At 70.7% G+C, this 12,695-nt stretch carries 12 protein-coding genes; 7 read left to right on the forward strand and 5 right to left on the reverse strand.

Annotated features, from left to right (window positions below; translation table 11 throughout):
* Positions 1–110 precede the first annotated feature (110 nt).
* From ACQKQD_RS01890 to ACQKQD_RS01920, 7 genes are all read left to right on the forward strand, one after another.
* Positions 111–1,886 (forward strand): acetolactate synthase 3 large subunit, encoded by a 1,776-nt coding sequence (locus ACQKQD_RS01890; protein WP_331294138.1) that lies wholly within the window; start codon positions 111–113, stop codon positions 1,884–1,886.
* Positions 1,887–1,968: 82 nt separating this feature from the next.
* Positions 1,969–2,511 (forward strand): acetolactate synthase small subunit, encoded by a 543-nt coding sequence (gene ilvN, locus ACQKQD_RS01895; protein WP_020090724.1) that lies wholly within the window; start codon positions 1,969–1,971, stop codon positions 2,509–2,511.
* Between the two features lie 120 nt (positions 2,512–2,631).
* Positions 2,632–3,276: a glutathione S-transferase family protein gene (locus ACQKQD_RS01900; RefSeq protein WP_427507341.1), complete on the forward strand. Its 645-nt coding sequence runs from the start codon at positions 2,632–2,634 to the stop codon at positions 3,274–3,276.
* A gap of 87 nt (positions 3,277–3,363) precedes the next feature.
* Positions 3,364–4,017 carry a TetR/AcrR family transcriptional regulator C-terminal domain-containing protein gene (locus ACQKQD_RS01905; protein WP_331294134.1) on the forward strand — a complete coding sequence of 218 codons (654 nt, stop codon included), beginning with the start codon at positions 3,364–3,366 and terminating at the stop codon, positions 4,015–4,017.
* 12 nt (positions 4,018–4,029) lie between these two features.
* Positions 4,030–5,049, forward strand: a complete 1,020-nt coding sequence (gene ilvC / locus ACQKQD_RS01910; protein ID WP_091679273.1) for a ketol-acid reductoisomerase — start codon at positions 4,030–4,032, stop codon at positions 5,047–5,049.
* 166 nt (positions 5,050–5,215) lie between these two features.
* Positions 5,216–5,869, forward strand: coding sequence for a pyridoxamine 5'-phosphate oxidase family protein (locus ACQKQD_RS01915; protein WP_427507342.1), 654 nt, complete (start codon positions 5,216–5,218; stop codon positions 5,867–5,869).
* Between the two features lie 222 nt (positions 5,870–6,091).
* Complete coding sequence (locus tag ACQKQD_RS01920) at positions 6,092–8,167, forward strand: methyl-accepting chemotaxis protein (protein ID WP_427507343.1); 2,076 nt, start codon at positions 6,092–6,094, stop codon at positions 8,165–8,167.
* 21 nt (positions 8,168–8,188) lie between these two features.
* Here the strand turns inward: ACQKQD_RS01920 and tam are convergent, their stop codons facing one another.
* The 5 genes from tam to ACQKQD_RS01945 all read right to left on the reverse strand — a co-directional run bounded on the left by tam (position 8,189) and on the right by ACQKQD_RS01945 (position 12,540).
* Positions 8,189–8,971, reverse strand: coding sequence for a trans-aconitate 2-methyltransferase (gene tam, locus ACQKQD_RS01925; protein ID WP_427507344.1), 783 nt, complete (start codon positions 8,969–8,971; stop codon positions 8,189–8,191).
* 22 nt (positions 8,972–8,993) lie between these two features.
* A complete protein-coding gene (locus ACQKQD_RS01930) occupies positions 8,994–9,695 on the reverse strand; it encodes a haloacid dehalogenase type II (RefSeq protein ID WP_091925528.1) in 702 nt (233 codons plus the stop codon).
* Positions 9,692–10,756: a tryptophan--tRNA ligase gene (trpS, locus tag ACQKQD_RS01935; protein ID WP_020090717.1), complete on the reverse strand. Its 1,065-nt coding sequence runs from the start codon at positions 10,754–10,756 to the stop codon at positions 9,692–9,694. The genes ACQKQD_RS01930 and trpS overlap by 4 nt, the downstream gene beginning before the upstream one ends.
* 93 nt (positions 10,757–10,849) lie before the next feature.
* Positions 10,850–11,611: an endonuclease III domain-containing protein gene (locus ACQKQD_RS01940; RefSeq protein WP_091925525.1), complete on the reverse strand. Its 762-nt coding sequence runs from the start codon at positions 11,609–11,611 to the stop codon at positions 10,850–10,852.
* 161 nt (positions 11,612–11,772) lie between these two features.
* Positions 11,773–12,540, reverse strand: a complete 768-nt coding sequence (locus tag ACQKQD_RS01945; protein ID WP_091679256.1) for a GyrI-like domain-containing protein — start codon at positions 12,538–12,540, stop codon at positions 11,773–11,775.
* Positions 12,541–12,695: the final 155 nt, after the last annotated feature.

Raw genomic sequence — 12,695 nt, forward strand, 5'->3', positions numbered from 1 at the left:
CTTCGGGCGAGGCGGAGACCGCCCCGCGTGACGGGGGTGCCGGGAGAGAGGACGGGGCAGGGCGGCGATCACGGGATCGCGGTGGCTCCGGAGAGCGCGAGGAGACGAGCATGGGCGGCGAGGTCATGACCGGGGCCGAGATGGTCATCCGGGCCTTCCAGGATCAGGGTGTTGACACGCTGTTCGGGTACCCGGGCGGCGCCGTACTTCCGATCTACGACGCGCTCTTCCACCAGAACGCCGTCAAGCACATCCTCGTCCGCCACGAGCAGGGCGCCGTCCACGCGGCGGAGGGCTATGCCCGCTCCTCCGGCAAGGTCGGCTGCGTCCTCGTCACCTCGGGCCCCGGCGCGACCAACATCGTCACCGGGCTGACCGACGCGATGCTGGACTCGATCCCGCTGGTCTGCATCACCGGCCAGGTCCCGACGCACTTGATCGGCACCGACGCCTTCCAGGAATGCGACACGGTCGGCATCACGCGCCACTGCACGAAGCACAATTACCTCGTCAAATCGATCGACGACCTGCCGCGCATCCTGCACGAGGCGTTCTACGTGGCGGCGAACGGCCGGCCGGGCCCCGTCGTGGTCGATCTGCCCAAGGACATCCAGTTCGCCTCCGGCCTCTACGAGCGCCCCGAGATCGCGAGCCACAAGACCTACCGCCCGGCCGTGAAGGGCGATTCCGACCGGATCCGCGCGGCCGTCGAGCTGATGGCGAGTGCGCGCCGGCCGGTCTTCTACACCGGCGGCGGCGTGATCAACTCGGGTCCCGAGGCCTCGCGCCTGCTGCGCGAGCTCGTCCGCGAGACCGGCTTCCCGATCACCTCGACCCTGATGGGCCTCGGCGCCTATCCGGGCACGGACGAGAAGTTCCTGGGCATGCTCGGCATGCACGGGACCTACGAGGCCAACCTCGCGATGCACGAGTGCGACGTGATGATCTGTGTCGGCGCCCGGTTCGACGACCGGATCACCGGCCGGCTCGACGCGTTCTCGCCCTTCTCCAAGAAGATCCACATCGACGTCGACGCCTCCTCGATCAACAAGGTCGTGAAGGTCGATGTCGGGATCGTCGGCGACTGCGCCTCGGTGCTCGCCGACATGCTGGAGGCGTGGCGCGCCCTGCCGTCGCGGCCCGACAAGTCGAACCTCGATCCGTGGTTCCAGAAGATCAGCGCCTGGAAGGCGCGCGACTGCCTCGCCTACTGGCCGTCGGGCACGATCATCAAGCCGCAATACGCCGTGCAGCGCCTCTACGAGGCCTGCAAGAGCCGCGAGACCTACATCACCACCGAGGTCGGCCAGCACCAGATGTGGGCCGCCCAGTACTTCAAGTACGACGAGCCGAACCGCTGGATGACGTCGGGCGGCCTCGGCACGATGGGCTACGGCCTGCCGGCGGCGATCGGCACGCAGCTCGCGCACCCGGACGGGCTCGTGATCGACATCGCCGGCGAGGCCTCGATCCTGATGAACATGCAGGAGATGTCGACGGCGGTGCAGTACCGCCTGCCGATCAAGGTGTTCATCCTGAACAACGAGTACATGGGCATGGTCCGGCAGTGGCAGGAGCTGCTGCACGGCTCGCGCTACTCGCAGAGCTACTCGGAGAGCCTGCCGGACTTCGTGAAGCTCGCGGAGGCCTACGGCGCCAAGGGCATGCGCTGCGAGAAGCCGGGCGACCTCGACGGCGCCATCGCGGAGATGCTCGCCCATGACGGCCCGGTGATCTTCGACTGCATCGTCGACAAGACCGAGAACTGCTTCCCGATGATCCCGTCGGGCAAGGCGCACAACGAGATGCTCCTGTCCGATTACCTCGGTGAGACCGGCGTCGAGCTCGGCGACGTGATCTCCGAGGAAGGCAAGATGCTGGTGTGAGGGCGGGCGGCCCGGCGTCACCGCCGGGCCGCGATCCGCCGCTGCGGCGGCGATGGGTCGAACGACGAGGACGAGGCCGGCGATGAACGCGATGAACACCCACTACCCCGATGCGGTCCGCGTCGAGCCGGTGAACCGGCACACGCTCGCGGTGATCGTCGACAACGAGCCCGGCGTGCTCGCCCGCATCTCGGGCCTGTTCTCCGGCCGCGGCTACAACATCGAGAGCCTGACCGTCTCCGAGACCGAGGAGGCGCGCCACATCTCGCGCATCACCATCGTGACCACCGGAACGAACGCCGTGATCGAGCAGATCAAGGCGCAGCTCGACCGGCTGGTGCCGGTGCACCGGGTCGTTGACCTCACGCTCCAGGGCAACGCCATCGAGCGCGAGATCTGCCTCGTGAAGGTGAAGGGCGAGGGCGAGCACCGCAGCGAGGCCCTGCGACTGGCCGCCGCCTTCGGCGCCAAGACGCTGGACGCCACGCTCAACTCCTTCGTGTTCGAGCTGACCGGCGCCACCGAGGATGTCGACCGGTTCGTGCGCCTGATGAGCGTGATCGGTCTGGTGGAGATCTGCCGGACCGGCATCTCCGCGATGGGACGCGGGGCGGAGCCGCTCTAAATCTGGCCACCAGGCCGAACATTGTTGCGGGGAGCCGGCTGTATTGATGAGGCGAGCCGATTGCGGTCGCCTCGCCGTGGCGGACTTGCGGCGCCCGACTTCGTCGATCAAGGATCTCTCATGACCGCCCGCACCCTCTACTACGCCCCCGGCGCCTGCTCGCTCGCCGCCCACATCATCCTGGAGGAGTCCGGGCTGCCCTACGAGGGCATCAAGCTCGACCTCGCCGCGGGCGACCAGCGCCGGCCGGAATACCTCGCGATCAACGATCGCGGCCGCGTGCCGGCCCTGACCGAGGACGGCTGGGTCCTCACCGAGTGCGCGGCCATCATGCGCCACGTCGCCCGTCAGGTGCCCGAGACGGGGCTGTGGCCCGCGGACCTGCGCGAGCAGGCGGCCGCGGACGAGTGGCTGGGCTGGCTCGCCTGCAACCACCACGTGACCTACGCCCATGTCCGCCGTCCCGAGCGCTACTCCGACGACGAGAGCGCCTTTCCGGGCATCAAGGCGAAGGCGGCCAACACCTACGCCGACCTCGCCACCATGACCGAGGTGCGCCTCTCGCACGGCGGCTGGGCGGTGGGCGACCGCTTCAGTGTCGTTGACGCCTACCTGATGGTCTTCTGGTTCTGGGCCAACGGTCCGGTGCTGCGATTCGACATGGCCGGCCGCTTCCCGGCCTGGACCGCCCACGCCCGCCGCGTCGCCGAGCGCCCGGCCGTGCAGGCCGTCTTCGCCCGCGAGGGCTTGCCGCTGCCGCGCTGACGCGGTTCGGCCGCGGCAGCCCCTTGCCGCGGCCGCCGAATCGGCCTAGAGGGCGTACCGTACGGTACGGTACGCCATTTCGAGACGATGCAGGCCAGCGCTACAGCAGAGCAGGAAGCCCCGTCGGCCCGCCAGCAGGCGGTGCTGGACGCCGTGCTCGGCCTCATGGTCGAGGACGGCGAGCAAGTCACCATGGACGCCGTCGCGCGACGGGCGAGCTGCTCGAAGGAAACGCTCTACAAGTGGTTCGGCGACCGCGACGGGTTGCTGACCGCGACCGTGCGCTGGCAGGCCTCCCGGGTCCATGCCGGGCACGACGCCGCGCAGGTGCTCGACGGCGCGACCCTGCGGGAGCGCCTGCAGGACTTCGCCGTGACGTGGCTGGAGGTCATCACCGGCCCGACCTCGGTGGCGCTGAACCGCATCGCCATCGCGCATGCGGGCTCGCGCAAGAGCAATCTCGGCGGCATCGTCCTGGCGAACGGCCGCTTCGCCATCGGCGAGCGGGTGAAGCCCGTGCTGGAGGCGGGGCGCGCCGCCGGCCTGCTCACCTTCGCCGACAGCGAGGCCGCGTTCCGCACCTTCTTCGGCCTCGTCGGCCGGGATATCCAGATCCGACTTCTGCTCGGCGAGACCCTCGACCTCGACGGGGCCGAGATCCGGCGCGATGCGGGCCGCGCCGTCGAGCAGTTCCTGGCCCTCTACGGCCGGGCCAAACCCGACCCGAACCACCGATCTTAAGAGGAGACAGACATGCGGGTGTATTACGATCGCGACGCCGACCTGAACCTGATCAAGGGCAAGAAGGTCGCCATCGTCGGCTACGGCAGCCAGGGCCACGCCCACGCGCTCAACCTGCGCGATTCCGGCGTGAAGGACATCGTCATCGCGCTGCGCGAGGGCTCCGCCACCGCCAAGAAGGCCGAGCACGAGGGCTTCAAGGTCCTGTCGGTCGCCGAGGCCGCCAAGTGGGCCGACGTGGTGATGATGCTGACCCCCGACGAGCTGCAGGGTGACATCTACCGCGAGTCCCTCGAGGGCAACATGAAGCAGGGCGCCGCGCTCCTGTTCGCCCACGGCCTCAACGTCCACTTCAACCTGATCGAGCCGCGCAAGGACCTCGACGTCCTGATGGTCGCCCCGAAGGGCCCCGGCCACACCGTGCGCTCCGAGTACCTCCGCGGCGGCGGCGTGCCGACCCTGATCGCCATCGCGCAGGACGCCTCCGGCAACGCCCACGACCTCGGCCTGTCGTACGCCTCGGCGAATGGCGGCGGCCGCGCCGGCATCATCGAGACGACCTTCAAGGAGGAGTGCGAGACCGACCTGTTCGGCGAGCAGGCCGTGCTGTGCGGCGGCCTCGTCGAGCTGATCAAGGCCGGCTTCGAGACCCTGGTCGAGGCGGGCTACGCCCCCGAGATGGCCTATTTCGAGTGCCTCCACGAGGTGAAGCTGATCGTCGACCTCATCTACGAGGGCGGCATCGCCAACATGAACTACTCGATCTCCAACACGGCCGAGTACGGCGAGTACGTCACCGGCCCGCGCATCGTCACGCCCGAGACCAAGGCCGAGATGAAGCGCGTGCTGAACGACATCCAGTCGGGCATCTTCACCCGCAACTGGATGCTGGAGAACCGGGTCAACCAGACCTCGTTCAAGGCGACCCGCGCCAAGCTCGCCGCCCACCCGATCGAGGAGGTCGGCGCCAAGCTCCGCGGCATGATGCCGTGGATCTCCGAGAAGGCGCTGGTCGACAAGACCCGCAACTGATTGCTTCGGATCGCGCGGCCGGGCTCTGCTCGGCCGCGCTTGAGGGCCGGTCGCGCGAAGGCGTGGCCGGCCCTTCGCGTTCCGGGTTGTCCGGCACCGGAAATCCCGGCCATAAGCCCGGCAGCGGTCTCGCCTGCACGAGGACCGGCAAGCGGAGAGGACACCCATGGCATCGCTCTATTCCGACGCGCACCGGGCGCTGCAGGAGGAGTTCGGCACCACCAAGCTCGCCGTGCGCCTCGACGAGGACTGGGTCCACGAGAGCGTCCAGCCGGACGAGGCCGCCTTCATCGGCTCCCGCGACATGTTCTTCCTCTCGACCGTCGACCCCGACGGCATGCCGACCGTCTCCTACAAGGGCGGCCCCACGGGCTTCGTGAAGGTGCTCGACGCCAACACGCTCGTGTTCCCGGGCTTCGACGGCAACGGCATGTTCTACTCGATGGGCAACATCGAGGGTCAGGCCAAGGTCGGCCTGCTGTTCATCGACTTCGAGACGCCCCACCGCATCCGCGTGCAGGGCCACGCGACGCTGCTGCGCGACGATGCCCTCATGTCCGAGTACACCGAGGCCAAGTACCTCGTGAAGGTCGCGGTCACCAAGATCTGGATCAACTGCCCGCGCTACATCCACAAGTACCAGAAGCTCGAGCAGAACAAGTACGTGCCGCGGCCCGGCCGCGAGACCCCGCTCGCCGCCTGGAAGCGCCTCGACCTCGCGGGCGACGTGATCAGCGACGCCGACAAGGCCCGCGTCGCCCAGGAGGGCCGGCTGGAAGTCGCGGAGTACGAGGCGCTGATGGCCCGCGGCGAGGCCTGATCGTCCATTCCGGCCGCCCCGCAGTCCCGGGCGGCCGGTGCGGAACTCAATTTACGTCAAATTAGATTTTTCCGAGTATAAATCTACCGTACAAAATGTTGATAAATCAAAACTTCTTTGATCTATAATTTAATGGTCTAGAAAATTCTTGACGTTGTGAGTGCAGAGCCATAAATTTCGTGCAAATTTGCCGATCGCATCTTTGCTCGGACCGTTAAGACCATGGTTTCGCTCCCGCTGCGCGTCGCATTGATCTGCAGCATCCTGATCGCTACGGTGTTCGCGGGTGGGACGACTTTTCTCGCCCGCCGAATCGACGCATCCTTCGATGAGCAGGCCGCAGAGATACAGTCGGAGACGCTGTCGAACGAGGCGCGCGAGGTCCGCTTCCGCCTCGCGGTAGCGGCCAAGACTGCCGAGAGCATCGCGGCCTCCGCGTCGGCCCTGCGCGCCGGCCGCATCCAGGACCGGGACATCTACGACGCGCTGCTGCGCGAGCTTCTGCGCGCCAACCCCGAGCTGATCGCGACCTGGACGGGCTGGGAGCCGGACGCCCTGGACGGGCGCGACCGCGCGTTCGCCGGCACGGCCTCCTCGGACGCGAGCGGCCGCTTCATGCCGTACTGGAACCGCGGGAGCGGCACGATCAAGCGCGAGGTCCTCACGGGCTACGAGGCCGAGCCGGACGGCGCCTATTACCTCCTGCCGAAGCGGCTGAACCGCTTGGTCGCCATCGAACCCTACATCTACCCGGTGGCCGGGAAGGACGTCGTCATGATGTCGTTCGGCGCACCGATCACCGTGGACGGCACGTATCGCGGCACCGCCGGCGTCGACATCGATCTCGGGTCCCTGAACGCCGCCCTCGGGGCGGTAAGGCCGTTCGGGACCGGCTACCTCGCCGTGGTCTCGGCGAACGGAACGACCGTCGCGCATCCGACCGGCGCGGCGGCCGGGAAGCCGATGCACGGCTTCGACGCGTCGGCGGCCGACGCGGCCCGGCAGGCGATCGCGGCGGGAGCCGTGGTGGTGACCGACGCGCCGGGTCCGGACGGTGCGCCGTGGCGCTACATGGCGCAGCATATCCAGGCGGGCGAGACCCTTGACCGCTGGGCCATCGTCGTCGCGGTGCCGGTGGCGACGCTCACGGCCGCCGCCGATCGGGCGCGCGCGACGCTGATCGGCATCTCGGTCCTCTGCGTGCTGATCGGGTGCGCGGCCGTCTTCGGCGCGCTGCACCGTCTCGTCGGGGCGCCGATCCGCGGCCTCGGCCGGACCATCGGCGACATGGCCGCGGGCGATTACGGGGCGGATGTGCGCGAGGCGCAGCGGCGCGACGAGGTCGGACTGGTCGGGCGTGCCGTGCTGAAGCTGCGCGACGGCCTGCGGGCGCAGGCGGAGGCCGACGCGCGGGCGCGGGCGGAGGCTCAGGCGGCGGCCGACCGGGACCGCAAGCGGGTGACCGCGGACCTGGCGAACAGCTTCGAGCAGGCCATCGGCGGCATCGTCGCGACGGTCACGGACGCGGCCACCGCGCTGCAGGCCACGGCCGGGGCGCTGGCCGCCACGGCGTCGGAGACCGCCGGCCAGTCGACCACCGTCGCGGCCGGGGCCGAGGAGGCCGCCGCCAACGTCCGGGCCGCGGCCTCGGCGGCCGAGGAGCTCGGCAGCTCGGTGCAGGAGATCGGGCGTCAGGTCCAGGGATCCGCGCAACTCGCGCGGGCCGCGGCCGACGAGGCCGGGCGCACGGTGCGGCTGGTGGAGGATCTGAGCGCGGCGGTGATGAAGATCGGTGATGTTGTGGCGCTGATCAGCGGCATCGCCGGCCAGACCAACCTGCTGGCCCTGAACGCCACCATCGAGGCGGCCCGCGCCGGCGAGGCCGGCCGGGGCTTCGCGGTCGTGGCCGCCGAGGTGAAGGCGCTGGCCGAGCAGACCGCACGGGCCACCGAGGAGATCGCGGGCCAGATCGCCCGCGTCCAGGCCTCGACCGAGCAGGCGGCCTCGGCGATCGGCAGCATCACGACGCGCGTCGACGAGATCAGCGGGGCGGCCACGACGATCGCGGCCGCGGTCGAGCAGCAGGGCACGGCAACCCAGGAGATCGTCCGCAACGTGACCCAGGCCGCCGCCGGCACGGGCGAGGTGACGACGAACATCGCCCGCGTGGCCGAAGCCGCCGACATGACCGGCTCTGCCGCCGGTCAGGTGCTGGAATCGTCCGCGGACCTGTCGCGGCAATCCGCGCATCTCCGGGCGGAGGTCGGCCGCTTCCTCGGAACGGTGCGCGCGGCCTGATGGTCGCCGTGCCGGCCCGCGCTACCGCGCCTTGCGGGCGACGATGAACACGCGCGGGAAGGCGAGCAGGCGCCGCCCGTCGCTGCGCGGCGGGTAGGCGGCGTCGATCGCGCGGGTGTAGGCCGCCAGGAAGCCGGCCCGCTCCTCCGGATCCAGCGGGTCGAGGAACGGCCGGAGCCCGGTCGCGCTGACCCAGTCCACGATGGCGGCCGCGTCCGCCATGCGGTGGTGGTAGGCGGTGCGCCAGACGTCGACGGCGGCGGCGCGCGGCGCCAGCAGGTCGTAGTAGGCGGCGGGTTCCAGCATCCGCCCGAGGCGGCCGGCCACGGCGGGATCGCCGATCGCGGCCGCCCAGGGGCCGTCCGCCGCGACCGCGCGCATCAGGCGATGGGTGTGCTCCGCGAGGTTGTCGGGCATCTGCACAGCGAGCACGCCGCCCGGGGCGAGCAGACCGAACAGCCGCGGCAGCAGGGTCGCGTGGTCCGGCAGCCATTGCAGCACGGCGTTGGCGTAGATCAGGTCCGGGGCCCGCTCGGGTACCCAGGTGGCGGCGTCGGCCAGCGCGAAGGACAGGCCCGGCAGGCGGGCGCGGGCGCTCTCCAGCATCGCCGGGGAAGTGTCGAGGCCGATCACCTCCGCGTCGGGGAAGCGCGCCGCGATCAGCGCGGTCGAGTTGCCGGGCCCGCAGCCGAGATCGACGGCGAGCCGCGGTGCGTCGAGGGGCACGCGGGCGAGGAGTTCGGCGGCGGGGCGGGTCCGCTCGTCCTCGAAGCGGGTGTAGAGGGCGGGGTTCCAGTCGGCCATCACACCCTCCCGTATCGATCCGTCAGCAGCCGAGCCGGTCGGCGAGATCCGCGAGATCCCGCGCCGCGTGGGTGACCGGCACCGTCGGCGCGGTCTCGCCGCCGGCCGGGCCGTGCTCGTGCGGGCGGGCGATGTGGGCGGTGGCGAGCCCGTGGCTGGCGGCCGCCGCGAGATCGTTCGAGTGGGCGGCGACCATCATGGTCTCGCCGGCCGCGAAGCCGAAGGCCGCGACCGCGTCGCGGTAGAGCGCCGGCTTCGGCTTGTAGTCGCGGGAATAGCCGGCGCCGAGCACCGCGTCGAAGATCAGGCCGTTGCGGCGGGCGAGGTCGGCCATCAGCCGGACATGTCCGTTGGAGTTCGGTGCCAGGAGGTGCTTCTCGCGCAGGCGTCGCAGCGCGTCCGGCACCTCGGGCCACGCGTCGAGCCGGTGCCATGCCTGGACCAGCTCGCCCCGCACGGCCTCGGAGACGCCCGCGATGCCGAACTGCGCCAGCACGCCGGGCAGCGACTCGGCCTGGAGCGTGTCGAGGTCGACGTAGGGTCGGGCGCCGGAGCGCACCGTCTCCATCGATGGGTTGTAGCGGGCCCGCCACGCGTCCGCGAAGGCGCCGGCATCGAGGTCCGGCGCGACGGGCGCGAGCAGCCGCGCCGCCTCGCGGGCGACGCCGGAGCGCCAGTCGACCAGCGTCCCGAAGACGTCGAAGACCAGCGCCCGGACGGTCACCGCACCGCCTGCAGGCTGGGACCGCGCCGGACGAAGCCGACGATGTCCTTGACCGCGTCGAGGGTCTGCGCCGCGATGGTCTCGGCCCGGGCGCCGCCGTCGGCCAGCACGGCGTCGATATGGCCCGGATCGGCGGTGAGGCGGCGCATCTCCTCGGCGATCGGCGCGAGGCTCGTCACCGCGAGGTCGGCGAGCGCTGGCTTGAAGGTCGAGAACTGCGCCCCGCCGAAATCGCGCAGAACGTCCTCGCGGGTGATCCCGGCGAGCGCCGCGTAGATCCCCACGAGGTTGTCGGCCTCGGGCCGCTCCTTCAGGCCCGCCACCTCGGAGGGCAGGGGCTCGGGGTCGGTCTTCGCTCTCCGGATCTTCTGCGCGATGGCGTCCGCGTCGTCCGTGAGGTTGATGCGGGCGTTGTCCGACGGGTCCGACTTCGACATCTTCTTGGTGCCGTCGCGCAGCGACATGACCCGGGCGGCCGGCCCGCCGATCAGCGGCTCCGTGATCGGGAAGAACGCGTCGCCGTGGCCGTGCGCCGTGATCGACCCCGAGAAATCGGTGTTGAACTTCTGTGCGATGTCCCGAGTCAGCTCCAGGTGCTGCTTCTGGTCCTCGCCGACCGGCACATGGGTCGCCCGGTAGGCCAGGATATCGGCCGCCATCAGCACCGGGTAGTCGTAGAGGCCGATCGAGGCGTTCTCCCGGTCCTTGCCGGCCTTCTCCTTGAACTGGGTCATGCGGTTCAGCCAGCCGAGACGGGCGACGCAGTTGAACACCCAGGCGAGCTCGGCGTGCTGGGGCACCTGGCTCTGGTTGAACACGATCGAGCGCTTCGGATCGATGCCGGCGGCGAGGAAGGCGGCGGTGACCTCGCGGATCTGGCCGCGCAGGGCCTCGGGATCCTGCCAGACGGTGATCGCGTGCAGGTCGACGACGCAGTACAGGCACTGCGCGTCGCGCTCCTGCATCTCCACGAAGCGCTTCACCGCCCCGAGATAGTTGCCGAGGTGCAGATTGCCGGTGGGCTGGACGCCCGAGAAGACCAATTCGGTGAACGCGGCCATCGGCGCCGATCCTGAGCGAGGGAAGACCGGGGCTCCGCGCCGTCCGGGCGCGCGGTTACTCGCACCCGTAGGCCGGAATGGTCAAGGACGCGCTCACGGCTCCCGCGTGGGCAGCTTCGCGCTGGGGCAGAGGTCGACCAGGACGCAGCGCCCGCAGGCCGGGCGATGATGATGGCAGACCTTCTGCCCGTGCAGCATCAGGATCTCGTGATTGTCGTAGAGGTCCTGCGCGCTCCAGTCCGCGGGGAGCTGCGCCCGCAGGATCGGGTGCGACGGGCCGACATCGACCCGCCTGCCGATCAGCCCGAGGCGCTGGGCGACCCGATGATGGTGGCTGTCGACCGGCAGCGCCGGCATCCGCAGGGTGGAGAAGGACAGGACCGCCGCGCTGGTCTTCGGCCCGACGCCCGGGATCGCCTGCAGCCATTCCCGCGCCGCCTCGACCTCCATGTCGGCCAGGAAGGCGAGGTCGAGGCTGCCGTGCCGGTCGCGCAGGGCGCGGAGCACGTCGCGGATACGCGGCGCCTTCAGCTCCGGCCAAGTCACGCCCGCGATGGCGGCCTCGATCTCCGGCACGTCCGCGTCGAGCATCGCGTCCCAGTCGGGGAAGCGCGCCCGCAGCGCCTTGAAGGCCCGGCCGGATTCGGCATTGCGGGTCCGGTGCGACAGGAGCGACGAGACGAGCTCGCTGACCGGATCGAGGCTGTGGAAGTACGGGATCGGGCAGCCGTAGACCGGGCAGAGCCGCGCGTGGACGGCGAGCGCCTTCTCGGCCAGCGCCGGATCCGCGACGGCGGGGACCGCCTTGCGGCGTGAACGCGGGACGGTTGCGGATCTGAGGTCGGCGGCGGGCATGTCGGGCGAATCCGCCAGCCGCCGCCCCTGTTCCTGCCGGTACGGGGCAGCGGCGATCTGTCCGCATCGTCGGGTCCGCGCGCTTCCAGCGGAGAGCAGGGCGCGCTCGATTCCGAGGCGGTCGTCGCGACCGAAGGGCGCCGCCGCCGGCCCGCGCTCGCCTACTTCACCAGCGCGTAGATGTTCACGTCGAGACTGTCGTCGGTGCTGTCCTTGAGGTCGGTGGCGTACTCCTCCACGAACCGGTCCTGCACGACGATGTCCTTGGCATCGAGGTAGGCGGTCAGCGTCTCGTAGGTGCTGTCGATCGACTCGTAGGAGCCCTTGTGGGCGAAGCGCAGCGCCTTGCCGGAGGGCGTCGTGCCGAAGCGCAGGCCGTCGGTCTCGGCCGGTGCCGGGCTCGGCGCGGCCGCCACCGGGACCATCGCCTCGAACTCGAAGCCGTCGTCGTCCGTGCGGGTGAAGACCGCGAGCGGCCGGCCGGCCGGCGCGACGCCGAGCTTGGCGAGGTCGGCCTCGATCCGCGCGAAGGCCTGCTTCAGGTTCGGCACGGCCTCCTCCCACTTGGTCTTGCCGGACAGGATCGCGGCGGGCTTGGCCGGGAGGGTGACCTCGTCGACGTCGCCGGGCTCGCCGGCCTTCTCGATGAGCGTGGGCCGGCCGGGTGTCCCCGTGCTCGTGGCCGGGGGCGTTCCCGCCGCAGACTGGCCCGCGGGCGGGGGCGCCACCGATTGCTGCGGGGCCGGGGCCGCGCTCTTGTCCGGGTCGGCGACCGGGTTCGGCGCGGTCGTGGTCGGCAGCGGGTTCGTCTGGGCCGGCGCGGGCGCCGTGGAGGGCGGCGGCGCGGGCTGCTGCTGGGCGGCGATCGGGCCGGCCGACGCGAGCACGAGGGCGGCCGAGAGGGCGACGAGCGGACGAAGGCGGATCACGTAGGGCGCTCCGGTCGAGGCCCACGGATGATCGCGCGGGCTCCCGCGGCGTAACCTAGTGGCGAACGGGACGGCCCGCGAGGGCGCCGCGGACGAGAGCCGCGGGTGCGGCGCATCTGCCACGCCGTGGCACCCCTCGCGCCGGGCAGCGGCTT

The organism is Methylobacterium sp. NPDC080182 (assembly GCF_050281105.1).
In the GTDB taxonomy this organism is placed as follows: Bacteria; Pseudomonadota; Alphaproteobacteria; order Rhizobiales; family Beijerinckiaceae; genus Methylobacterium.